The organism is uncultured Bacteroides sp., from assembly GCF_949298305.1.
Classification (GTDB): Bacteria; Bacteroidota; Bacteroidia; order Bacteroidales; family Bacteroidaceae; genus Bacteroides.
This window is the reverse complement of the sequence record NZ_CASFWU010000056.1, coordinates 1-23,595: the sequence shown is the minus strand read 5'-3', so window position 1 is coordinate 23,595 and position 23,595 is coordinate 1. Positions and strand designations below refer to the sequence as shown.

At 57.7% G+C, this 23,595-nt stretch carries 18 protein-coding genes and 1 pseudogene; 13 read left to right on the top strand and 6 right to left on the bottom strand.

What is annotated here, in order from left to right:
* Positions 1–4 precede the first annotated feature (4 nt).
* The gene (gene cysK, locus Q1Y74_RS08860; protein ID WP_300813896.1) at positions 5–952 is read right to left on the bottom strand and encodes a cysteine synthase A; all 948 of its coding nucleotides are present in this window, start codon (positions 950–952) and stop codon (positions 5–7) included.
* Between the two features lie 199 nt (positions 953–1,151).
* Between cysK and Q1Y74_RS08855 the strand changes: the two genes are divergently transcribed.
* The 11 genes from Q1Y74_RS08855 to Q1Y74_RS08805 all read left to right on the top strand — a co-directional run bounded on the left by Q1Y74_RS08855 (position 1,152) and on the right by Q1Y74_RS08805 (position 16,078).
* Entirely contained in the window at positions 1,152–2,051 is a 900-nt protein-coding gene (locus tag Q1Y74_RS08855) for a serine acetyltransferase (RefSeq protein WP_300813894.1), read from the top strand.
* 48 nt (positions 2,052–2,099) lie between these two features.
* Complete coding sequence (locus Q1Y74_RS08850) at positions 2,100–3,476, top strand: THUMP domain-containing protein (protein WP_300813893.1); 1,377 nt, start codon at positions 2,100–2,102, stop codon at positions 3,474–3,476.
* A 76-nt stretch (positions 3,477–3,552) separates the two neighbouring features.
* Entirely contained in the window at positions 3,553–5,766 is a 2,214-nt protein-coding gene (locus Q1Y74_RS08845; RefSeq protein ID WP_300813892.1) for a S9 family peptidase, read from the top strand.
* A gap of 138 nt (positions 5,767–5,904) precedes the next feature.
* Positions 5,905–7,179, top strand: a complete 1,275-nt coding sequence (gene purD, locus Q1Y74_RS08840) for a phosphoribosylamine--glycine ligase (RefSeq protein WP_300813891.1) — start codon at positions 5,905–5,907, stop codon at positions 7,177–7,179.
* Between the two features lie 187 nt (positions 7,180–7,366).
* Positions 7,367–8,371: a hypothetical protein gene (locus Q1Y74_RS08835; protein ID WP_300813889.1), complete on the top strand. Its 1,005-nt coding sequence runs from the start codon at positions 7,367–7,369 to the stop codon at positions 8,369–8,371.
* Positions 8,347–8,823, top strand: a complete 477-nt coding sequence (locus Q1Y74_RS08830; protein ID WP_300813888.1) for a YqaA family protein — start codon at positions 8,347–8,349, stop codon at positions 8,821–8,823. Before Q1Y74_RS08835 ends, Q1Y74_RS08830 begins: the two co-directional genes overlap by 25 nt.
* An 88-nt stretch (positions 8,824–8,911) precedes the next feature.
* A complete protein-coding gene (gene mnmD, locus Q1Y74_RS08825; RefSeq protein ID WP_300813886.1) occupies positions 8,912–9,628 on the top strand; it encodes a tRNA (5-methylaminomethyl-2-thiouridine)(34)-methyltransferase MnmD in 717 nt (238 codons plus the stop codon).
* 101 nt (positions 9,629–9,729) lie between these two features.
* Complete coding sequence (locus Q1Y74_RS08820; RefSeq protein ID WP_300813885.1) at positions 9,730–10,671, top strand: zinc ABC transporter substrate-binding protein; 942 nt, start codon at positions 9,730–9,732, stop codon at positions 10,669–10,671.
* 131 nt (positions 10,672–10,802) lie between these two features.
* Positions 10,803–11,588, top strand: a complete 786-nt coding sequence (locus Q1Y74_RS08815) for a metal ABC transporter ATP-binding protein (protein WP_300813884.1) — start codon at positions 10,803–10,805, stop codon at positions 11,586–11,588.
* 311 nt (positions 11,589–11,899) lie between these two features.
* Positions 11,900–15,322, top strand: a complete 3,423-nt coding sequence (locus Q1Y74_RS08810; protein ID WP_300813883.1) for a DUF2723 domain-containing protein — start codon at positions 11,900–11,902, stop codon at positions 15,320–15,322.
* 93 nt (positions 15,323–15,415) lie between these two features.
* On the top strand, positions 15,416–16,078 hold the full coding sequence (locus Q1Y74_RS08805) for a polysaccharide deacetylase family protein (RefSeq protein ID WP_300813882.1): 663 nt from the start codon (positions 15,416–15,418) through the stop codon (positions 16,076–16,078).
* Positions 16,079–16,164: 86 nt separating this feature from the next.
* Here Q1Y74_RS08805 and Q1Y74_RS08800 read toward each other — a convergent pair whose 3' ends face one another.
* The 3 genes from Q1Y74_RS08800 to Q1Y74_RS08790 all read right to left on the bottom strand — a co-directional run bounded on the left by Q1Y74_RS08800 (position 16,165) and on the right by Q1Y74_RS08790 (position 19,314).
* A complete protein-coding gene (locus Q1Y74_RS08800) occupies positions 16,165–17,400 on the bottom strand; it encodes a DUF4861 domain-containing protein (protein ID WP_300813881.1) in 1,236 nt (411 codons plus the stop codon).
* Positions 17,401–17,519: 119 nt separating this feature from the next.
* Entirely contained in the window at positions 17,520–18,323 is an 804-nt protein-coding gene (locus Q1Y74_RS08795; RefSeq protein ID WP_022162778.1) for a gluconate 5-dehydrogenase, read from the bottom strand.
* A 235-nt stretch (positions 18,324–18,558) separates the two neighbouring features.
* Positions 18,559–19,314 carry an exodeoxyribonuclease III gene (locus tag Q1Y74_RS08790; RefSeq protein ID WP_300813880.1) on the bottom strand — a complete coding sequence of 252 codons (756 nt, stop codon included), beginning with the start codon at positions 19,312–19,314 and terminating at the stop codon, positions 18,559–18,561.
* Between the two features lie 401 nt (positions 19,315–19,715).
* Here Q1Y74_RS08790 and Q1Y74_RS08785 point away from each other — a divergent pair, with 401 nt between their 5' ends.
* Entirely contained in the window at positions 19,716–20,606 is an 891-nt protein-coding gene (locus Q1Y74_RS08785; RefSeq protein WP_300813879.1) for a DMT family transporter, read from the top strand.
* A gap of 108 nt (positions 20,607–20,714) precedes the next feature.
* Here Q1Y74_RS08785 and Q1Y74_RS08780 read toward each other — a convergent pair whose 3' ends face one another.
* Entirely contained in the window at positions 20,715–21,137 is a 423-nt protein-coding gene (locus Q1Y74_RS08780) for a pyridoxamine 5'-phosphate oxidase family protein (RefSeq protein WP_300813878.1), read from the bottom strand.
* Between the two features lie 583 nt (positions 21,138–21,720).
* Positions 21,721–21,990, bottom strand: coding sequence for a hypothetical protein (locus Q1Y74_RS08775; protein WP_300813877.1), 270 nt, complete (start codon positions 21,988–21,990; stop codon positions 21,721–21,723).
* 295 nt (positions 21,991–22,285) lie between these two features.
* Here Q1Y74_RS08775 and Q1Y74_RS08770 point away from each other — a divergent pair.
* Positions 22,286–23,595, top strand: a pseudogene (locus Q1Y74_RS08770) (peptidase S41); the annotation flags it as partial.

The following is a 23,595-nucleotide window of genomic DNA, read 5'->3' as shown; positions in this document are numbered from 1 at the left end:
CGGCCTACAACGGATATTCGTCGAAGGCGTAGAGCAGCGTGGACAGGTAACGCTCGCCCGTGTCGGGCAGCAGCACCACGAGGGTCTTCCCTTCGTTCTCGGGCAGGCGGGCCAGCCGGATGGCCGCACTGACGGCAGCCCCCGACGAGATGCCGACCAGCAGCCCCTCACGCCGCGCCAGCAGGCGGGCGGTGCGGATGGCGTCGTCGTTGCCCACCTGCACAATGGCATCGACCACAGCGGCGTCGTAGTTCCCGGGCACAAAGCCGGCCCCGATGCCCTGAATCTTGTGCGGGCCCGGCGCGCCCCCCGACAGCACGGGCGAGTCCGCCGGTTCCACAGCCACCACTTTCACCGCCGGATTATGGCGTTTCAACGCCCTTCCCACCCCGCTCACCGTGCCGCCCGTGCCTGCGCCCGCCACGAAGAGGTCCACCGTTCCGTCCGTGTCGCGCCAGATTTCCTCGCCCGTCGTCCGCTCGTGCATGGCGGGGTTGGCTGGATTCTCAAACTGCTGCAATATCAGCGAGTCCGGTGTGGCGACGTGCAGCTCCTCGGCGCGTGCAATGGCCCCTTTCATTCCCTGGGCACCCGGCGTCAGCACCAGTTCGGCCCCCAGCGCCTTCAGCAGGTTGCGGCGCTCGGTGCTCATCGTGTCGGGCATGGTCAGCACCAGCCTGTAGCCCTTCACGGCAGCCACAAAGGCCAGGCCCACACCCGTGTTTCCGCTGGTGGGCTCTATCAGCGTAGTGCCCTCCTTCAGCCGTCCGGCAGCCTCGGCATCCTCTATCAGGGCCAGCGCCACGCGGTCCTTCACGCTTCCTGCGGGATTGAAATACTCCAGCTTGGCCACGATGCGGGCTTTCAATCCGTTTTCATTTTCAATGTTGTTCAACTCCAGCAAGGGAGTATTGCCTACCAGGTCGGTGAGGCGTGTTGCAATCTTTTCCATATTGTTCTGTTTAATTGAACCGGAGCCGGAATTGTCCTCCGGCTGCCATCCATTCTTTAACGGTACAAAATTAGCGGGAAAAAAAGGAGGCCGGAATACCATAAACATGGTAAATACGTACTATAAATGAGCGATATGTAGGAAATCTCCCGAATACTTTGTAACTTTGCACCCGCTTTATCAACCAAGGATAACCCTGATGAGTCCATTCAATTTTACCCACATCCTGACACAAGCAGTCGATGAGCTGTCGGAAAGCGAATCTTACCAAGGACTGTTTCACCAACATACGGACGGCAACCCGCTGCCCTCCGCCACCGTGCTGAAAGACATCATAGACCTGGCACGGGCCATCATCTTCCCGGGATATTTCGGAAACTCCAACGTCAACAGCCGCACGGTAACCTACCACACAGGGGTGAACGTGGAGCGCCTGTTCGACCTGCTGACCGGGCAGGTACTGGCGGGACTCTGCTTCGGAAGCGACGACGGGTGCGACTGCTGCACCGAACAGCAGCGCGAAGAGGCCGCACGCATTGCCGCCGCCTTCATCAGCCGCCTGCCCCAGCTGCGCCGCCTGCTGGCCACCGACGTGGAAGCGGCCTACAACGGCGACCCCGCGGCCCACTCCTTCGGCGAAGTCATCAGCTGCTATCCGGCCATCCGCGCCATCAGCAACTACCGCATTGCCCACGAACTGCTGGTGTTGGGCGTGCCCCTCATACCGCGCATCATCACCGAAATGGCACACAGCGAAACGGGCATCGACATCCATCCGGGCGCACAGATAGGCAGCCACTTCACCATTGACCACGGTACGGGCGTGGTGATAGGAGAGACGTGCATCATCGGCAACAACGTGAAACTGTATCAGGGCGTCACGCTGGGAGCCAAAAGTTTCCCCCTGGACGCGGACGGAAAACCCATCAAGGGCATCCCCCGACACCCGATACTGGAGGACAACGTCATTGTCTACTCCAACGCCACCATTCTGGGACGCATCACCGTGGGGAAGGGAGCAACCGTGGGAGGCAACATCTGGGTGACCGAAGACGTGCCTGCAGGCGCACGGATTGTACAGACCAAAGCCAAGAAATAAAACGAAAACCCGAGAAAAACTCTGAAATCCGAAATCTGAACTAATAAAATGAGCGAACAACCTTCTTTTGAGATGATTGCCAAAACCTTCCAGGGACTGGAGGAGGTGCTGGCAAAGGAACTGACCGAACTGGGTGCCGACAACATACAGATAGGACGGCGCATGGTGTCCTTCAGCGGCGACAAGGAAATGATGTACAAGGCCAACTTCTGCCTGCGCACGGCCATCCGCATCCTGAAACCCATCAAACACTTCACGGCACAGAACGCAGACGAAGTGTACGAACACATCAAGACAGTGGACTGGGAGACGTATCTGGACACGGAACGCACCTTTGCAGTGGACGCCGTAGTGTTCAGCGAAGAGTTCCGCCACTCGAAGTTCGTCTCGTACAAGGTGAAGGACGCCATCGTGGACTACTTCCGTGAAAAGACGGGCAAACGCCCCAACGTGCGCATCAACAAGCCCGACGTATTGCTCAACATCCACATCGCAGGAACAGACTGCACCCTGTCGCTCGACTCAAGCGGCGAGTCGCTGCACCGCCGCGGCTACCGTCAGGAAGCCGTAGAGGCACCGCTGAACGAAGTGCTGGCCGCAGGCATGATTCTCATGACGGGCTGGCACGGCGAATGCGACCTGATAGACCCCATGTGCGGCTCGGGAACCATCCCCATTGAGGCCGCCCTCATCGCCCGCAACATCGCGCCGGGCGTCTTCCGCCAGGAATTCGCCTTCGAGAAGTGGCCCGACTTTGACCAGGAGCTCTTCGATGCCATCTACAACGATGACAGCCAGGAACGTGAATTCACCCACAAGATATACGGCTACGACAACAACCCGAAAGCCAACGAAATAGCCACCCGCAACATCAAGGCAGCGGGCGTAAGCAAGGAGATTGTACTGAAGCTGCAGCCTTTCCAGCAGTTCGAGCAGCCGCAGGAGAAGGCCATCATCATCACCAACCCGCCCTACGGGGAACGTATCTCCACAGACGACCTGCTGGGACTCTACGAGATGATAGGCGAACGCCTGAAACATGCCTTCACGGGAGGTACCGCCTGGATTCTTTCCTACCGCGACGAATGCTTCGACCAGATAGGCCTGAAGGCCAGCGCACGCATCCCCCTCTTCAACGTGGAATGCCAGTTCCGCAAGTACGAAATCTTTGACGGCAAATACAAGGACTTCCGCGCCGAAGGCGAAGAACTGGACAAGGAGCAGCACGAACGCCGCCCCGCTCCCCGCAAGGACTTCAAGCCCCGCGAACGCCGCAGCTTCGGCGACGGTGAGAAAAGGGAGTTCAAGCCCCGCGAACGGAAAGATTTCGCCCCGCGGGAGAAGAAGGATTTCAAGACTGACCGCAGACCCCGTTCGGGCGAGTCGTACCCTGAGAGAAAGAGAAGGGAAAGAGAAGGGAACTAAAATACCGTTATTGGAGGCCTCCGATTGGAAACCTCAAATGATAATAGAAAGCATAATACCCATAACCCGCAAGAATATGAACAAAATCAGTAAAGGCATTGTCGCACTGCTGATGGCCGTGCCCGCCTTGTCAGGAACAACCCTTATGGCGCAAGAAACCGCAACAAACGAACTGAAATATCCCACGCTGGAGGACCTTATCCCCGGCGGAGAGACCTACCGCTATGCCGAGAGCCTCTACGGCGTACAGTGGTGGGGAGACCAGTGCATCAAGCCGGGCATTGACTCCCTCATGGCTGTCAATCCCAAGAACGGCAAGGAGACATTGCTCACCACCCGCGAACGCATCAACCAGGCACTGGAAGCCGAAAAGCTGGGCAAACTGTCCCACCTTTACAGCGTGCAACTGCCGTGGAAAGACAAGACACAGCTCCTCATCGCCCTGCCCGGCCAATACATCATCTACGACTGGAAAGCCGGAAAGACAACCGGTACCCTGAAGTATGACAAGAACGCCGCCAACACAGACTACTCCGTGGCAGGCGGACACGTAGCCTACACCCTGGCCAACAACCTCTACGTGGACAACAAGCAGGTGACCGACGAGCCCGAAGGCATCGTGTGCGGACAGAGCGTACACCGCAACGAGTTCGGCATCTCGAAAGGTACTTTCTGGAGCCCGAAAGGCAACCTGCTGGCCTTCTACCGCATGGACGAATCAATGGTAACCCAATATCCGCTGGTGGACATCACCGCCCGCGTAGGTGAAGTGAACAACATCCGCTATCCCATGGCAGGCATGACGAGCCACAAGGTACAGGTGGGCATCTACAACCCAGCCACCGGAAAGACCGTCTATCTGAACACGGGCGACCCCACCGACCGCTACTTCACCAACATCGCGTGGGCACCCGACGAGAAGACACTTTTCCTCATCGAGCTGAACCGCGACCAGAACCACAGCAAGCTCTGCCAATACGACATCGCATCAGGTGAGTTGCTGCAAGTGCTCATTGAGGAGACACATCCCAAGTACGTGGAGCCTCAGCAGCCCATTGTTTTTCTGCCTTGGGACAACAACCGCTTCATCTACCAGAGCCAATGCGACGGTTACAACCACCTCTACCTCTGCGACCTGAAGGGACTAGAGAACGAGGCTTCAGACCACAAGGCAGAGACTCGTAGCCTCGTCAACTCGTCAACTCGTCAACTCACCTCAGGCTCGTGGCTTGTGCAGAGCATCCTCGGCTTCAACGCCCAGAAGAAGGAAGTCATCATCGCAGCCACCAAAGAATCACCCTTGCAGAGCAATCTATACAAGGTGAACATCGGCAACGGCAAGATAACCCCGATAGACAACGGACAGGGCGTACACTACGCACAGCTCTCAGCCTCGGGCACGTACCTGCTGGACAACTGGTCGGCTCCCGACGTGCCGCGCGTCATTGACATCGTGTCTACCGCCAACGGCAAGGAAACCGTCTGCCTGCTTACGGCCAAGAATCCTTTCGAGGGCTTCAAGATGCCCAGCGTGGAAGTGGGTACACTGAAAGCTGCCGACGGAAAGACTGACCTGTACTACCGCCTCATCAAACCCGCCGACTTTGACCCCACAAAGAAATATCCTGCCATTGTCTACGTCTACGGCGGCCCGCACGCCCAGATGATTGTCAGCAACTGGATGAGCGCCGCTCGCGGCTGGGACCTCTACATGGCCAACAAAGGCTACATTCTCTTCACCGTGGACAACCGCGGCAGCTCGAACCGCGGCCTGGAGTTTGAGAACTGCACCTTCCGCCACCTCGGCATCGAAGAAGGCAAGGACCAGGTGAAAGGCGTGGAATTCCTGCAAAGCCTGCCCTACGTGGACGGCAACCGCATCGGCGTACACGGCTGGAGCTTCGGCGGCCACATGACCACCGCACTGATGCTGCGCTATCCCGAAATCTTCAAGGTAGGCGTGGCAGGCGGCCCCGTCATTGACTGGAGCTACTACGAAGTGATGTACGGCGAACGCTACATGGACACCCCGCAAGACAACCCCGAAGGCTACAAGCAGTGCAACCTGAAGAACCTGGCCGGACAACTGAAAGGCCATCTGATGATTATCCACGACGACCACGACGACACCTGCGTGCCCCAGCACACCCTGTCGTTCATGAAGGCCTGCATAGACGCACGCACCTATCCCGACCTGTTCATCTATCCGTGCCACAAGCACAACGTACTGGGCCGCGACCGCGTGCATCTGCACGAAAAGATAACCCGCTATTTTGAGGATTACCTGTAAAAGCCCCTTCCTGCCCGCAGGAAAAAGAAGAAGAAAAGAAAAAAGATACATAGTTAATATAATGAATGCCCCGCACAGCGCGCCTCCTTTCTCACAAGGAGAGGAGGCAAACGGACGAGGCTCACAATCCGACGTATTATGAAAGTATTATTATTAGGTTCGGGCGGTCGCGAACACGCCCTGGCTTGGAAAATTGCCCAAAGCCCAAAAGTTGAGAAACTGTACATTGCACCCGGCAACGCCGGTACTGCACTGGTGGGTGAAAATGTAGACATACAGGCTACAGACTTTGCCGCACTGAAAGTATTCGCACTTGAACGTGCCATCGACATGATTGTCGTAGGCCCCGAAGACCCGCTGGTGAAAGGCATCTTTGACTACTTCAAAGGCGACATCACCACACAGAACATTGCCATCATCGGCCCCTCTGCCAAAGGCGCAATGCTGGAAGGCAGCAAGGAATTCGCCAAGGAATTCATGAAACGCTATAACATCCCCACCGCACGCTACAAGAGCGTGACTGCCGAAACGCTGAACGAAGGCATCGCCTTCCTCGAAACCCTGCCCGCCCCCTACGTGCTGAAAGCCGACGGTCTGTGTGCCGGCAAGGGCGTGCTCATCCTGCCCACGCTGGAAGAGGCCAAGAAGGAACTGCAGGAGATGCTGGGAGGCATGTTCGGCAACGCCAGCGACACGGTGGTCATCGAAGAATACCTGAGCGGCATCGAGTGCTCCGTATTCGTGCTGACCGACAGCGAACACTACAAAGTGCTGCCCGTGGCCAAGGACTACAAGCGCATCGGCGAGGGCGACAAGGGCCTGAACACAGGCGGCATGGGCAGCATCAGCCCCGTGCCCTTCGCTACCGATGAATTCATGGAGAAAGTACGCGAACGCATCATCGAGCCCACCATCAACGGTCTGCGCGAAGAAGGCATCCTCTACAAGGGCTTCATCTTCCTGGGACTGATGAACGTACAGGGCGAACCGATGGTCATCGAATACAACGTACGCATGGGCGACCCCGAGACGGAGAGCGTCATGCTGCGCATACAGAGCGACATCGTAGACCTCTTTGAAGGCGTATACCAGGTGAACCTCAACACCCGAAGCCTGGTCATCGACCCGCGCACGGCGGCTTGCGTCATGCTGGTAAGCGGCGGCTATCCGGGCGAATACAAGAAGGGACTTCCCATCACCGGATTCAACCTGGCAGAAACCACAGACAGCATCCTGTTCCATGCCGGAACCACCTCGAAGGACGGACGCGTAGTGACCAACGGAGGCCGCGTCATTGCCATCAGCTCGTATGGCGAGACCAAGCAGGAAGCTCTGGAAAAGAGTTACAAGGTAGCCGACCTGCTGTGCTTTGACGGAAAGTACTTCCGCCGCGACATCGGGTTCGACCTGTAACGGCCGTGAAAGGGACATCATCCTAACGGGAAGAACGCAAATAACGCAAACGCCGCTGTTCCTGTCTTACAGCAAGCCTGTCAGAAGCCGGTGTAAGAAACGGGAAACGGACACTTTGCGTAATTTGCGTTCTGATATGCATTGAGGTACTTCCTCATCCGACAAACAAGATTGCAAGAACAATAACATGAAGACGAGCCGTTTCCAGAACCGGGTGATAACAAGCCCCTTCGCACTGCCCGCCGCCATACTCCTGTCGGTGGCGTGCTGGCTTTGTACCGCCGCCTTCCTGCCTGCCCTGCAGGGAGGCATGGAAGACTGTTTCCTGTGGGACAGTTTCGGCGGGCCGCAATTGCCAGGCTGGGCGGAGCGTCTGTCCGCCCTTCTGCTGTATGCCGTCATAGGCTACTTCCTGATAGGGCTGAACAACACCTACGCCCTCATCCGCACACGGGCTTCCATCCAGACGGGCATTTACTTCCTGCTGGTATCCATCTGTCCGGCCCTGCATGTGCTATCGGCCGGAACGGTGGCTTCGTTGCTGTTCATGCCTGCCCTGTTCTTTCTGTTCAGGAGCTACCAGCATCCCTATCCTGCGGCAGACGTGTTCCTGTCTTCGGCTTTCATCGGAGCGGGCAGTCTGTTCCTTCCCCAACTGACCCTGCTGCTGCCTGTCTTCTGGATAGGAGCCTACAACTTCCGTTCGCTTACGCCCAGAAGTTTCCCGGCCTCGCTGCTGGGCTGGTTCCTGCCTTACTGGTTCCTGCTGGGTCACTGCTATTTCTACGGCGACATGGAGACGTTCTACCGCCCTTTCAGGGAACTGGCGGCGTTCCAGCCCGTCGACTTCGGGTTGCAGCCGGACGAAGCGGTGACGCTGGGCTTTCTGTTCGTGCTCTTCGCCGTCAGTGCGGGACACGCCGTCGCCACGGGCTATGAGGACAAGATACGTACCCGCAGTTACCTGAACTTCCTGACGCTGACCAATCTCTGCCTCTTCGTGCTGGCCCTGTTGCAGCCTTCGCTCTGTACCGACCTGCTGCCCTTTCTGATGGTTGGCACCGCCGTTCTGGCCGGCCATCTGTTCGTGCTGTCGAACACTCGCAGTTCCAATGTGTTCTTTATCTGTATCTTTATCGGATTGTTTCTTTTATTGGGATGGAATGTATGGATGCTTTTGTTGACACACTGATTCAACTGCTGACCGATTGGGGCTACTTCGGCCTCTTCGTTTCGGCGCTTCTGGCGGGCAGCATTGTGCCGTTCAGCTCGGAGCTGGTACTGGCCGCGCTGGTGAAGCTGGGACTTAACCCCACCCTCTGCATACTCTCCGCCGCCCTGGGCAACACCGTGGGAGGCATGACGTGCTACTACATGGGGCGGCTGGGACGCATAGACTGGATAGAGAAGTACTTCAAGGTGAAGCAGGAGAAGGTGGAACGGATGCAGCGCTTCCTGCAAGGCAAGGGCGCGCTGATGGCCTTCTTTGCCTTCCTGCCCTTTGTGGGCGAAGCCATTGCCATCGCGCTGGGCTTCATGCGCAGCAACCTGGTGCTGACCACCACGTCCATGTTTGCCGGCAAGCTGCTGCGCTACGTGGCCATGCTGTGGGCACTGCAAGGCGCACTGACGGCCATCGGATGATGAAGGGAGACGAGAGACGAGCTGACGAGGGAACAGGAACCCCCAACTCAAAAACTTATAAACTTAAAAACTAAACAACGGAAAACGGATGCAAAGACTCATTGAACAGACCGACGACGGAAGCGCAACCCTGTTTGTGCCTGAACTGGACGAGCACTACCACTCGGTGAAGGGGGCACGCACAGAGTCGCAGCACGTGTTCATCGACATGGGACTGAGGGCATCCGCCGACCCCTGCCCCCGCGTGCTCGAGATAGGCTTCGGCACGGGACTGAACGCACTGCTCACGCTCGAAGAGGCCGAAAAGGAACACAGAAAGGTGCACTACACCACCGTAGAACGCTACCCCCTCAGTCTGACCGAGGCCGAAGCATTGCCCTACAACGGCCATCCGCTGTTCAAGACGCTGCACACCGCACCTTGGGACGAGGACGTTGTCCTGACACCCTGGTTCACCCTGCACAAGATGCTGGCAGATGCCAACGAAGCGCTGGAGGCCGAAGAACAACGGACGAAGAATGAAGAGCCTCCGCTGCCCGCAGGCCATTCTTCATTCCTCCCGCCTCATCCTTCACCCTACTCCGTGGTCTACTTCGACGCCTTCGCCCCCGAAAAGCAGCCCGAAATGTGGAGCGAAAGTCTGTTCAGGCGGCTCCATCACCTCATGAGCCCCGGCGGAATACTCACCACCTACTGCGCCAAGGGAGCCGTCAGGCGGCTGTTGCAGGCAGTGGGCTTCCGCGTAGAACGTCTGCCAGGCCCTCCCGGAGGGAAACGGGAAATACTGAGGGCGATAAAACAATGAACCCGGTTTCAGGGTTCTGATTTCAGAGTTCATGCAAACGGACTCCTCAATAACTTGAAGACTAAAATACTTAAGAACTTAAAGGCTTAAGAACTTGATATATGAAAAAGATACTGTTACTACTCATTCCCCTGCTGGCCGTGGGCTGCAAGCCCGGCGGCGGCAACCGCAATAAAGAGGCGGACAAGAAGCCCGTCATCACGGTCACCATCGAACCCCTGCGCTACTTTACCGAAGCCATTGCAGGCGACGACTACCGCGTGGTGAGCATGGTGCCCAAAGGCAGCAGCCCTGAAACCTATGACCCCACGCCCCTGCAACTGACCGAACTCTCACAGAGCAAGGCCTTCTTCCGCATCGGCTACATCGGCTTCGAGCAGACATGGGCCGACCGCCTGGCAGACAACGCCCCCCACCTGCAGTTTTTCGACCTTTCGCGCGGTGTAGACCTGATTTATGACGAGACGCACGCCCACCGCCACCAGCACGGGCCGGGCAGCAACTATCGGGAGGAAGAAGAAGCACACAGCCAGGCACAGCAGACGGACGAGCTCGTGGGTGTGGAACCCCACATCTGGAACTCGGCCGCCAACGCACAGATTATTGCCGGCAACATACTCAGCGCCCTGCGCGCACTCAACAAGAACCGCGAGGAAGTCTACCTGCAACGCTACGACAGCCTCTGCCGCCGCCTGGAACAGACGGACAGCCTCATCTGCGCCATGCTGTCAACACCACAGGCCGACCGCGCCTTCATGATTTACCACCCCGCCCTCTCCTACTTTGCCCGCGACTACGGCCTCACCCAGATACCCATCGAAGCCGCAGGCAAGGAGCCGTCGCCCGCCCACCTGAAGGAACTCATCGGCCTGTGCAAGGAGGAGGGCGTGCACGTCGTCTTCGTGCAGCCCGAGTTCGACCGCCGCAACGCCGAAGTCATAGCCCGGCAGACCGGCACGCAAGTGGTGGACATCAACCCCCTGGCCTACGACTGGCAGGAGGAGATGATGAAGACCGCGCGGGCTTTAATAAGGGAGGATTGAGAACGTATAAAGGAAGAATGAACCGCGACAAGGGAGAATGGAGGACGAACAATGCACATCCATTCCCCGCTTTCATTCCCCATTCCCAATTATCAACTTTCCATTATCCATTCCCAATTCCCACTTACCTCATGGACTCCATCATCGAAATAAACAACCTCAGCGCGGGCTACGACGGCCGCACCGTCCTGCACGACGTCAACCTCAGCGTCTACGAGCGCGACTTTCTGGGCATCATCGGCCCCAACGGCGGCGGAAAGACCACCCTCATCCGCTGCATCCTGGGACTGCTGCAGCCCACCGGAGGCCGGATAACCTTCACCCCGCGCCGCGAGGGACGCCCCACGCTGACCATGGGCTACCTGCCCCAGTACAGCACCATCGACCGCAAATTTCCCATCACCGTAGAGGAAGTGGTGCTCTCCGGCCTGAGCGGACAGATGCCGCTGGCCGCACGCTTCGGCGACAAGCAACGGCAGCTGGCCCGCGAAGTCATTGCCCGCATGGGGCTGGAAGGCCTGGAGCGGCGCCCCGTGGGCGCACTGAGCGGCGGACAGCTGCAACGCGCCCTGCTGGGGCGGGCCGTCATCTCCGACCCCGAAGTGCTGATACTGGACGAACCCAGTACCTACATCGACAAACGGTTCGAGGCACGCCTCTACCAACTCCTGGCCGAAATCAACCGCAACTGTGCCATCATCCTCGTCAGCCACGACATCGGCACCATCCTGCAACAGGTCAAGTCCGTGGCCTGCGTCAACGGCACGCTGGACTACCATCCCTCCACCGAGTGCGTCACGGGCCCCTGGCTGGAACAGCACTTCAACTGCCCCATCGAGCTGCTGGGACACGGCTCCCTGCCCCACCGCATCCTGGGCGAGCACCATCACCACCACCCCGACGAGTCAGCCTCCTGACCGCCGGCAGCCGTCTCCGGCCCCTCCGGGCAGCTCCCGGCACGGTGCGCGGACAATGCCTGCACGGTGCGCGGACGATGCCTGCACGGTGCGCGGACGATGCTTGCACGGTGCGCGGACGATGCTTGCACGGTGTGCGGACGATGCTTGCACGGCCCGAAAGGGGCAGCCGGAACGCGCCGCAACCGCCCCCAACCCTTAACCAATACTAATAATCACCCCCCTTGCCACTCATTTAGAAGGGAAATCATTATCTTTGCGGCCATATATACCGAAATCGTAAAATTAAACATCTAACAGATTTCATCCGAATGAAACAGTACAAAACCGTAAACAACCTCGTGGGGTGGATTACGTTCCTCATCGCGGCGACCGTCTACTGCATGACCATTGAGCCGACCGCCAGCTTCTGGGACTGCCCCGAGTTCATCACAAGCGCCTACAAGCTCGAAGTGGGACACCCGCCCGGCAACCCGTTCTTCATGCTCACGGGCAACCTCTTCACCCTGTTCGCTTCCGACCCTTCACAGGTGGCCAAGATGGTGAACTACATGAGCGCCCTGATGAGCGGCGCGTGCATCATGTTCCTGTTCTGGACCATCACGCACCTGGTGCGCAAACTCGTCATCAAGGACATGGCCGCCGTCACGCGCGGACAGCTGGTGACCGTAATGGGCAGCGGACTGGTGGGCGCCATGGCCTACACGTTCAGCGACACCTTCTGGTTCAGCGCCGTCGAGGGCGAGGTTTACGCCTATTCGTCACTGTTCACCGCCCTGGTGTTCTGGCTCATCCTGAAGTGGGAAGACGTGGCCGACCAGCCCCACAGCGACCGCTGGCTGGTACTGATTGCCTACATGACGGGCCTCAGCATCGGCGTGCACCTGCTCAACCTGCTGTGCCTGCCCGCCATCGTGCTGGTCTACTACTATAAGAAGGTTCCCAACGCCAACGCCAAAGGCTCGCTGCTGGCCCTGCTGGGGTCCATGGTGCTGGTGGGCGTGGTGCTCTACGGCATCGTGCCGGGCATCGTGAAGGTGGGCGGATGGTTCGAGCTGCTGTTCGTCAACGGCCTGGGCCTGCCGTTCAATACGGGCGTCATCGTCTACATCATCCTGCTGGCCGCCAGCCTGGTGTGGGGTGTGTACGAAACCTATACCGAACGGAACAAGCTGCGCATGGCCGTGTCGTTCATCCTCACCATCGCCATGCTGGGCATCCCCTTCTACGGACACGGCGGCGGGTCGGTAGTCATCGGACTCATCGTCATTGCCCTGCTGTGGCTCTACCTCAATCCCAAGGCACAGGCTGGCATGAAGGAGAAGTACCGCGTCAGCGCACGCACGCTGAACACGGCCCTGCTCTGCACCATGATGATGGTCATCGGCTACTCGTCCTACGCGCTCATCGTCATCCGCTCCACGGCCAACACGCCGATGGACCAGAACTCGCCCGAAGACATCTTCACCCTGGGCGAATACCTGGGACGCGAGCAGTACGGCACACGCCCGCTGTTCTACGGCCCCGCCTATTCGTCGCAGGTGGCTCTGGACGTGAAGGACGGATATTGCGAGCCCCGCATCTCGTATAACGGCACCAAGTTCATCCGCAAGGAGAAGGCCACGCCCGACGAGAAGGACAGCTACGTGGAGATACCCGGACGCATCGAGTACGAATACGCCCAGAACATGCTCTTCCCGCGCATGTACAGCAGCCTGCACGCCGACCAGTACCAGTCGTGGCAGGACATCAAAGGCTACGAGGTGCCCTACGACAAGTGCGGCGAGATGGTCATGGTGACCATGCCCACGCAGTGGGAGAACATCAAGTTCTTCTTCTCCTACCAGCTCAACTGGATGTACTGGCGCTACTTCATGTGGAACTTTGTGGGCCGTCAGAACGACATCCAGGGCTTCGGCGAGATTGAGCACGGCAACTGGATAACGGGCTTCGACTTCATAGACAACCTGCTGGTGGGCAACCAGGAACTGCTGCCCGCCGAACTGAAGGACAACAAGGGACACAACGTCTTCTACGGACTGCCGCTGCTGCTGGGCATCATCGGCCTGCTGTGGCAAGCCTACCGCGGACAGAAGGGCATCCAGCAGTTCTGGGTGGTGTTCTTCCTGTTCTTCATGACGGGTATCGCCATCGTGCTCTACCTGAACCAGACGCCCAGCCAGCCGCGCGAACGCGACTATGCCTTCGCAGGCTCCTTCTACGCCTTCGCCATCTGGATAGGCATGGGCGTGACGGGACTGATACAGCTGGTGAGCAAGCTGACAGCCAAACGCGAGAAGAAAGAATGGACGAAAGAGGAACTTGCAGCCGCGGCCGCAGGCACCCTGCCGCCGTCCGACATGAAGCCTTCACCCGTCGTGGCCCTCATCGTCTCCGTAATCTGTCTGCTCGTGCCCATCCAAATGGCCAGCCAGACGTGGGACGACCACGACCGCAGCGACCGCTACATGGCGCGCGACTTCGGCCAGAACTACCTGATGTCCCTCCAGGAGACGGGCAACCCCATCATCTATACCAACGGCGACAACGACACCTTCCCCCTCTGGTACAACCAGGAGACCGAAGGCTTCCGCACCGACGCCCGCACCTGCAACCTCTCCTACTTGCAGACCGACTGGTACATCGACCAGATGAAGCGTCCGGCCTACGACTCTCCCTCGCTGCCCATCACGTGGGACCGCATGGAGTACGTGGAAGGCACCAACGAATACATCCCCGTCCGTCCCGAGTACAAGAAGAGCATCGACGCCCTCTACGCCGAGGCCGAGAAGCAGGCCCTCAACGGCCAGGGCGAAGCGCTGGTGAACGTAAAGAAGGAGTTCGGAGACAATCCCTACGAGCTGAAGAACATCCTGAACAACTGGGTGCGCAGCAAGAACGACGACCTGAAGGTGATACCTACGGACAGCATCGTCATCAAGGTGGACAAGGAAGCCGTGCGCCGCAGCGGCATGCTGATTCCGGGCGATTCCATCCCCGACTACATGCACATCTCGCTCAAGGGCAAACGCGCCCTCTACAAGAGTGAGCTGATGATGCTCGAAATGCTCTCCGAGGCCAACTGGGAACGCCCCATCTACATCGCCATCAGCGTAGGACAGGAAAACCAGCTGGGCATGGCCAACCACTTCATCCAGGAAGGTCTGGCCTACCGCTTCACGCCGTTCGACAACACCAAGACCGGTGTCAGCATCGACAGCGAGAAGATGTACGACAACCTGATGAACAAGTTCAAGTACGGAGGCATCGACAAGCCCGGCATCTACATCGACGAGAACGCCATGCGCATGTGCTACTCCCACCGCCGCATCTTCTCACAGCTCGTCGCGCAGTTGATGAAGGAAGGCAAGAAGGCCAAGGCCAAGGCCGCGCTGGACTACGCCGAGAAGATGATACCTGCCTGCAACGTCCCCTACGACTGGCAGAACGGTGCCGTACAGATGGCCGAAGCCTACTACCAGCTGGGCGAGACCGAGAAGGCCGACAGCATGATGCAGGTTCTGGCCGACAAGTCCGTGGAGTACCTCACCTGGTACCTCAGCCTGGACGAGAAACGCTTCATGTACAGTGTACGCGAGTACGAGTACAACTGGGCCATTCTGGACCGCGAAGTGAAGATAATGAAGCAGTACCACTCCAAGCTGGCCGACATCTACGAACCCAAGGTAGAGGAACTGTATAATATGTATGTAGACCGAATGAAAGGACAATAGTAGCGGTGAACGGTGAGTGGTTAGCGGTTAGTAGAGGAATGGATACTAATCGCTAACCACTAACCACTAACCGCTAACCACTAACCGCTAACCATGTTCATCGAGCAGCCCCCCAAGTTATTCCGCAAACTGTATCCCAGTGCCCTGTGGCGGATCAATCCCGACGAGAAGGCCGTCTATCTGACCTTCGACGACGGCCCCATCCCCGAAGTCACCCCTTGGGTGCTCGACCTGCTGGACCAGCACGGCATAAAGGCTACCTTCTTCATGGTGGGCGACAACATACGCAAGCATCCCGACATCTTCCGCATGGTAGTGGAGCGCGGCCACCGCATCGGTAACCACACCTTCAACCACATCCGTGGCTTCAGCCGGAAATACTTTACCTCATACAGTTATCTGGAGAACACCGAAGAAGCCTACGACTTCATGTGCTCCATCTGTGAGCCCGAAATCACCGACAAGGCCCTGCGCCCCCTCCTCTTCCGTCCTCCCCACGGACACATGGGATGGGCACAGTACATGGTGCTGAAAAGCAAATACAAGATTATCATGTGGGACCTTGTCACCCGCGACTACAGCAAGAAACTGCGCGGGCCCCAGGTGCTGGCCAACGTCATGCGCTACGCCCGCAACGGTTCCATCATCACCTTCCACGATTCTCTCAAGTCGTGGAACAACGGCAACCTGCAATACGCCCTCCCCCGCGCCATCAACTTCCTGAAGGAAGAGGGTTATGAGTTCAGGCTGCTGTAATCCACTGGCCATAAAGAGATGCCCGCCTGCGCACATCCGTGTCGCAAGCGGGCATCTTCACATCTGTCAGAGTCAGCCGCAAAGTCCTATTTCACTTCCACCTTCAGCGGATTGCGCAGCTTACGGGCAAAATCTGCCATATAGTGATTCCACGCGTCGGGTGTCTTGATGTCGGCCTTGTCCCAGGCAAAACCCCAGTAGTAGACGTACTCCGAACCGGGCTCGTAGTCGCTCACAGCCAGCACGTGTCCGTCGGCATTGTTGCGCATCTTCTTCTCCTCGGCCGGGAAGAGCACTGTCTTGGCCTCCTTCACATCGGCCGGGAAGGCAGCTCCCATGAATATCTTGCCGTTGTCAGGTCCGGTAGTGGGGTCTACATACGTCATGTATCCGGCCTGCGCGTCGGCCACGACGGCTCCGTCCGGCTCGTGCAGAACGATGCCTGTCACCACCGGCAGCGCCTCCTTGAGGTTGGTATAGGAAACAGCCGTACGGTTCAGGCGTTGCCCCGCATCCAGCGTGATGACACGGGTTTCAACCACCGTGCTGTCACCTTTTACCGTCATCGGATTGAACACCAGCTTCACCGTGAAGCGAAGCGGGCCGTTGTCCAGAATCTCATAATCCTTATAGCACCACGGATAGAGGATAGTGTCGCCCACCATCAGTGCGGCCACGCCGGCACCCAGCGTGGGGCCTACGGCATAGCAGTCCATGCCGTAACCGTGGTCTACGTGGTAGGAGAACGTCTTCACCAGCTCGTCGGCAGCCTTCGGGTCGGTCTTTCTCAGTTCGTTGACCTTCTTCCAGGACTCTGGGTCCAATTCCTTGGCATACATCTCCTCCAGTACGGGCTCGGTGGTGTTATACTTCGTGAAGAGGTCGTAGCCGAAGCCGCGTTCGCCCCGGGCCTGGAGGGCAGGACCATAGGCACGGAAGGCCACCAGGTCGTTCTCCCACGCCATGTCGTCCGCACGTTCCGGATACTGGCGGCCGCAGGCTTTCACTTCCACATCCTGGGGCGTACCCGGCTGGATGGTGTAGGAAGCGGAGCCGTTGGCTCCCACCCGGGCAGGGAAAATCAGTTTCTCGTCATAGGTCATCTGATAGGGCACCTGGGCACCCTCTTCGTCCAGCACCACGACTTGGGCCGTATCGGCCAGTTTCAGACGGGAAGAGACTTCGGCCATAGAGACCTCTACCATCTCGCCGGAACGTTCCATGTCCAGCGGGTTGGTCACCTGAACTGTAAGGGATGTGCTGTTGTCGGCGCATGACCAGCAGAAGAGTGCTGCCATGCTGAATAGAAAGAGTTTCTTCATAATAAATAGCTTTTTAAGAAAGTCCGCTACGACCGGTAAACTCCGTGCGGACTAAAAAAATAAGGTGGCAATGCGGTTTTTCCACCGCTTTTTACCACCTTATTATTCGGTTACACGATTTATTTGGGTTGCTTGCCGATGTAAGCCAGGATACCGCCGTCTACGTAGAGGATGTGTCCGTTGACTGCATTCGAAGCCTCGGAAGCCAGGAACACGGCAGGACCGGTCAGTTCCTGCGGGTCGAGCCAGCGGCCTGCGGGAGTCTTGGCGCAGATGAACGAATCGAACGGATGACGGCTGCCGTCGGGTTGCTTTTCGCGGAGCGGAGCGGTCTGCGGAGTTGCGATGTAGCCCGGGCCGATGCCGTTGCACTGGATGTTGTATTCGCCGTATTCGGAGCAGATGTTGCGGGTGAGCATCTTCAGGCCACCCTTGGCGGCTGCATAGGCCGATACGGTTTCGCGTCCCAGTTCGGACATCATGGAGCAGATGTTGATAATCTTGCCGTGGCCTTTCTTCATCATGGCAGGCAGTACGGCCTTCGATACGATGAAGGGAGCGTTCAGGTCGATGTCGATGACGCGGCGGAAATCGGCTGCTTCCATCTCGTGCATGGGCACACGGCGGATGATGCCGGCATTGTTCACGAGGATGTCAATCGTACCCACTTCTTTTTCAATCTGGGCAACCATAGCCTGTACGGCAGGTTCGTCGGTTACGTCGCACACATAGCCGTGTACCTTGATGCCCTTCTCTGCGTAGGCGGCCAGACCTTTATTTACCAGTTCCTGATTGATGTCGTTGAAGCAAATGGTTGCACCCTGTTCTGCGAAAGCAGAAGCGATGGCAAAACCGATACCGTAAGAAGCACCTGTTACGAGCGCCACCTTACCTTCCAATGAGAAATTCAAATACTGATTCATAGTGTTATAATAATTATAAGTTAGAAAATAGTGATATTCATAGTCCGACATCGTGCGGCACATACCGCTTCTATATATACGTTCGGGCGGCCTGCCTTACCTAACTTTTCTCATCACTACCTTCATTTAAGGTTATCCGACGCGCGCCCCGTTTACGTACACGATGCAAAAGTAGCAAAAGTAAACGGAGAAAACGTACGTTTTTGTACAAATATACGCCATTACCATCCAAAACTTAAAACTGCACGTCCACTTCCACCGGACAATGGTCCGAACCATAAATGTCCGTATGGATTTTGGCGTCTGTCAGTTTCCCGCGCAGGCGGTTGGAGACGAGGAAGTAGTCGATGCGCCAGCCCGCGTTCTTCTCGCGCGCACGGAAGCGGTAGGACCACCAGGAGTAGATGTCCTTCCGGTCGGGGTAGAAGTAGCGGAAGGTGTCGGTGAAGCCGCTTTCCAGCAGAACGGTGAACTTGGCACGCTCCTCGTCCGTGAAACCCGCGTTGCGGCGGTTGGTCTTGGGGTTCTTCAGGTCTATTTCCTGATGGGCCACGTTCAGGTCGCCGCACACGATGACGGGCTTCGAGGCGTCGAGCTTCAGCAGGTAGGCGCGGAAGTCGTCTTCCCACGTCATGCGGTAGTCCAGCCGGCGCAGCTCGTCCTGCGAGTTGGGCGTGTAGACGGTGACAAGGTAGAAGTCCGGCATCTCCAGCGTGATGACGCGGCCCTCCTTGTCGTGATGCTCCAGGTCGATGCCGTAGCTGACGCCCAGGGGCTGGTGGCGCGTATAGATGGCCGTGCCCGAGTAGCCTTTCTTTTCGGCATAATTCCAGTAAGAGGCGTAGCCGTCGAATTGCAGGTCCAGCTGTCCTTCCTGCATCTTGGTCTCTTGCAGGCAGAAGAAGTCGGCATCCAGCCGTTGGAAGGCTTCGCCGAAGCCTTTGTCCTTACAGGCGCGGAGCCCGTTCACATTCCAGGAGATAAATTTCATATTCGGTCGTTGCTAAATTGGTTCCTTATTCGTTATTGTCACACAAACATAGCGAAAAAACGCCGATTTACCATCAGGGCAGGCAGAAAAATAGAGTTGGCGGCCGTGCGGAGTACACTCTTGCGGGATTTTGTGTAATTTTGCGCCCCGATAAAAACTTTACTCAAGTTTCGCAAGTGCGAAACTTGCAGAAGTTAAAGGAGTTAGAAGAAGTTATCGCCCACCAGGGCGGGCTTGGGAGTCAAAGGCCAATAGACCTGTTACTGCCAATGTTCCCTTTTGCAAGACTACCGGCTTTAACTTCCAACAGGGCAAAGCGAAGTGAGAACTTCTATAACTTCTTAGCTTCCAGGGAAGTATTACATGCAAAACTTAAAATCTTTACTTTACATTACACCTCCATGAAGCCCCTCAGTCGCAATGCAATCATCGGTTATCCGGCCGGCATCATCACCGGCATCACTTACGGCCTGAATCCCCTGTTCGGTGTCCCCCTGATGAGGGACGGCGCCCCGATTGAATCCATCCTGTTCTTCCGCTACGCCATTGCCGTGCTGCTTCTGGGCGCCTTTCTGCTGCTGCGCAGGCAGAGTTTCCGCATTTCGTGGAAGCAGGCGGGCGTACTGCTCGTGCTCGGCCTGCTCTATACGTCCAGCAGCATTTTCCTGTTCGAGGCCTACAACTACATTGCCTCCGGGCTGGCCACCACCATCATCTTCCTCTATCCGGTCCTGGTGGCCATCATCATGGTCTTTCTGCGCGTGGTTCCTTCGTGGCCGGTGTGGCTCTCCATCGTAGCGACGTTTGCCGGGGTGGTCATCATGACGCAAAACGGCTCGTCGCAGGCGGCCGACCCGACCGGTGTCCTTCTCTCCTTAGGTTCGGCCCTGGTCTATGCACTGTTCATTGTCATCATCAACCGCAACAAGGCCATCGGCAGCATACCGAACAGCCTCCTGACCTTCTACGCCCTCTCGGTGGGGGCCGTCATCTTCTTCGGCAAAATCATGATGTCTGACGCCGAGATAACCACCGGGCTGACGGGCCATACGGCCTGGCTGAGCCTGCTCGGGCTGGCCCTGCTGCCCACGGTGGTGTCCACCGCCACGCTGGCCATCGCCACCCGCAACATCGGGGCCACCAAGGCGTCCGTGCTCGGCGTGTTCGAGCCCGTCACGGCCATCCTGGTGGGAACGCTGGTCTTCGGCGAGACGCTGACGGCCAACATCGTCGTCGGCATCCTGATTTCAATCGTGGCCATCACGTTCATGATTGCCATGACCAAGCGTTAAGGCAAGGCAGGGGCATGAAGCCGCCAGTACGGGCAAAAGCTCCGGCTTCACCCCGGGGAACCGGAGCTCCGTCCCAGAGCCTCACCGGGCATCGCCGAGGTGACGAAATCAAGGGCAGACTGTGAAATCTTCAGACGAGAAGTCGCGATAGTAACGCCCGTCGGTGGCAGTGAAACGCAAAACGCAATAGTCGGGGTCGCCCACCCCTTCCTTATAATACATCGTGTCGCCTTCCTGCCAAATCATTTCCTTGTGCACGGCATCGGTCAACACCTCCATGGTTCCCCTCAGCATCACGCCGCGGAAGAAACGCTTGTCGCAAAAATAGATGCAGGCCTTCGCGTTCTTCCGGTATTGGTCCACACGCATCGAGTGGGTATTGGTCGTGAAATAGAACACCCGGATACCTTCGCGCTTGCGGGGAGCAAGCATGGCCTTCACATAAGGGAAACCGTCCTGGCCGACCGAACCTATAAATGCGACCTTCTGTTTGTCGACGAGCGGACCTATCGTTTTTTCCATGTCTTTCATAAGTACCAATCATTTAAAATCATGCAAATCTTCCTCGAATGTAGCAAATATACGAATATAATCCGAACAAGCTTTTCCTCCGGGCAAACTTTCTTTCATAGCGGAGCCGTCTCCAAGCGTACGCATCCATTTCTGGACGAGGCAGTGGGCACCATAAAACACCGACAACGACCCACAAGAGTGGAAACGGATTTGCAGTTTGCTCAAAATATCCGCAAAACGCTTGCAAAATGCCTGCAAAAGGCAATTTCGGCTGACACGGCCTTTCCTCGGAAAGCGCGAAACAGAGGCCGGAAAGGCGCCTTCGTCGTGTCCGGAGCGGCCACCGTGCAAGCTCCGTCCGCCGACAATGCTTGTTCCGCCTGCCGGCAATGCTTGCTCCGTCCGCGCAGATTGCTTGTGCGGAACACCCGGAATGCTTGTGCGGAGCGCCGGGAAACCTTGTTACGGCCTCCCGGAAGGGAAGCCGGCTCCTCCAAAGTGCCTTTTGGGAGGCGGGAAGGGGGTGTTTTCCTCCCCCGGGAGCCACTTTTTCCGCTCTTTCAAATGTAAGGATTTCGCTATCCGCCTGCCATGCAGACGGTTATGGATTTCCGCTTCCGTTTTTCGGCGCAAGCCGGGCGGAAGGCCGAAATAAGCGATTCTCGCGCATCGGCCAAGTCAAAGTGTCAAAATGTAAAGGAAGGGAAGATTCGGCGCCTATACAAACAAAAACTCCGGCATTCGCAAGGAACTTCGAACCTGGACAAACAGAACCAAAACCTGTTGTGCTACCATTACACCATAGTCCAAACTTCAGGTGCTTTCTGTTAAAAAGCGGTGCAAAGATATGGCTTTCGGCGATACGTTCCAAATATTCAACCGTTTTTTTGAGGTGTTTTGCTCATTTTCCCTATCTTCGGATTTGGATAAGACAGAATGCGGTCGGCACAGTCAAACCAGAAAACTTCGTTTTCATTTGCCTCTGCACTCACCTTTCAGTATCTTCAGATTAGGTAAGACAGGCCGCGGTTCGGGATAGTCAAACTGAAAAACTCTGTTTTTCGTTTGCCTCTCCACTCACCTTTCGCTATCTTTGCCCACTATAAAAACAGACTGAACAGTCTCTTGCTGATATCTATACAAAACATAACATCAATCCTACTTTTATGAAGAAATCAATTGGCAGCTTACTGGCGGGACTGATGGCGGCAACCGCCGCCTGGGCAGGCACCCCGCTCTGGATGCGCGACGTACGCATCTCGCCCGACGGGACACAAATCGCATTCTGTTACCAAGGAGACTTATACAAAGTGAATGCCCAAGGAGGCGAAGCCGTAAGGCTCACCTCGCAGGCTTCCTACGAAGCCTCGCCCGTATGGTCGCCCGACGGCAAACAAATAGCCTTCGCCAGCGACCGCTACGGCAACATGGACGTCTTCGTGATGCCTGCCGACGGCGGAAGCGCGCGGCGCCTGACCTACAACTCGGCGTCTGAAGTGCCCACCGCCTTCTCGCCCGACGGACAGAAGGTCTACTTCAACGCCGCCCTGCAAGACCCCGCCTCGAGCGCCCTCTTCCCCACCTCGGCCATGACCGAGCTCTACGCCGTGCCCGTGGCGGGCGGACGCACCGAACAGGTGCTGGCCACACCCGCCGAAGCCGTCTGCTTCCTGCCTGACGGCAGCGGCTCCTTCCTCTACCAGGACCGCAAGGGCTTTGAGGACGAATGGCGCAAGCACCACACCTCGTCCGTCACCCGCGACATCTGGCGCTACGATGCCGCCACCGGCCGCCACACCAACCTGACCAACCGCGCAGGCGAAGACCGCAACCCCGTCCTCTCGGACAACGGCACGGAAGTCTACTTCCTGAGCGAGCGCAAGGGGGGCACGTTCAACGTGTGGCGCATGGGCCTGAACAACCCGCAAGGCGTACTGCCCGTCACCACGTTCAAGACACACCCCGTCCGCTTCCTCTCGCAGGCCAAAGGCACGCTGTGCTACACCTACGACGGCGAAATCTATACGCAGACCGTCAACGGCAAGCCGCAGAAGGTGAAAATAAGCCTGACCCGCGACAACGCCGACGCCGTGGCCCGCCTCAGCTTCACAAGCGGCGCCACGTCGGCCACTCCCTCGGCCGACGGCAGCCAGGTGGCCTTCATCGTCCGCGGCGAAGTGTTCGTCACCTCGGCCGACTATGCCACCACCAAGCAGATTACGCGCACCGCGGCGGCCGAAGCCGACGGCGGCTTCGCCCCCGACGGCCGCACCCTGGCCTATGCCAGCGAACGCGGCGGCAACTGGCAGCTCTACCTGGCCCGGATTGCCCGCAAGGAAGACCCCAACTTTGCCAACGCCACCCTGATTGACGAGGAAGTGCTGCTGCCCTCCACCACCGTAGAGCGCACCATGCCCAGCTTCTCGCCCGACGGCAAGGAACTGGCCTTCATCGAAGACCGCAACCGCCTGATGGT

Coding starts and splice junctions, on each gene's coding strand:
- cysK (WP_300813896.1), bottom strand. CDS start 952: ATGGAAAAGATTGCAACACGCCTCACCGACCTGGTAGGCAATACTCCC.
- Q1Y74_RS08790 (WP_300813880.1), bottom strand. CDS start 19,314: ATGAAATTTATCTCCTGGAATGTGAACGGGCTCCGCGCCTGTAAGGAC.
- Q1Y74_RS08800 (WP_300813881.1), bottom strand. CDS start 17,400: ATGAAGAAACTCTTTCTATTCAGCATGGCAGCACTCTTCTGCTGGTCA.
- Q1Y74_RS08830 (WP_300813888.1), top strand. CDS start 8,347: ATGGATGCTTTTGTTGACACACTGATTCAACTGCTGACCGATTGGGGC.
- Q1Y74_RS08780 (WP_300813878.1), bottom strand. CDS start 21,137: ATGAAAGACATGGAAAAAACGATAGGTCCGCTCGTCGACAAACAGAAG.
- Q1Y74_RS08835 (WP_300813889.1), top strand. CDS start 7,367: ATGAAGACGAGCCGTTTCCAGAACCGGGTGATAACAAGCCCCTTCGCA.
- Q1Y74_RS08810 (WP_300813883.1), top strand. CDS start 11,900: ATGAAACAGTACAAAACCGTAAACAACCTCGTGGGGTGGATTACGTTC.
- purD (WP_300813891.1), top strand. CDS start 5,905: ATGAAAGTATTATTATTAGGTTCGGGCGGTCGCGAACACGCCCTGGCT.
- Q1Y74_RS08805 (WP_300813882.1), top strand. CDS start 15,416: ATGTTCATCGAGCAGCCCCCCAAGTTATTCCGCAAACTGTATCCCAGT.
- Q1Y74_RS08845 (WP_300813892.1), top strand. CDS start 3,553: ATGAACAAAATCAGTAAAGGCATTGTCGCACTGCTGATGGCCGTGCCC.
- Q1Y74_RS08820 (WP_300813885.1), top strand. CDS start 9,730: ATGAAAAAGATACTGTTACTACTCATTCCCCTGCTGGCCGTGGGCTGC.
- Q1Y74_RS08785 (WP_300813879.1), top strand. CDS start 19,716: ATGAAGCCCCTCAGTCGCAATGCAATCATCGGTTATCCGGCCGGCATC.
- mnmD (WP_300813886.1), top strand. CDS start 8,912: ATGCAAAGACTCATTGAACAGACCGACGACGGAAGCGCAACCCTGTTT.
- Q1Y74_RS08815 (WP_300813884.1), top strand. CDS start 10,803: ATGGACTCCATCATCGAAATAAACAACCTCAGCGCGGGCTACGACGGC.
- Q1Y74_RS08850 (WP_300813893.1), top strand. CDS start 2,100: ATGAGCGAACAACCTTCTTTTGAGATGATTGCCAAAACCTTCCAGGGA.
- Q1Y74_RS08855 (WP_300813894.1), top strand. CDS start 1,152: ATGAGTCCATTCAATTTTACCCACATCCTGACACAAGCAGTCGATGAG.
- Q1Y74_RS08795 (WP_022162778.1), bottom strand. CDS start 18,323: ATGAATCAGTATTTGAATTTCTCATTGGAAGGTAAGGTGGCGCTCGTA.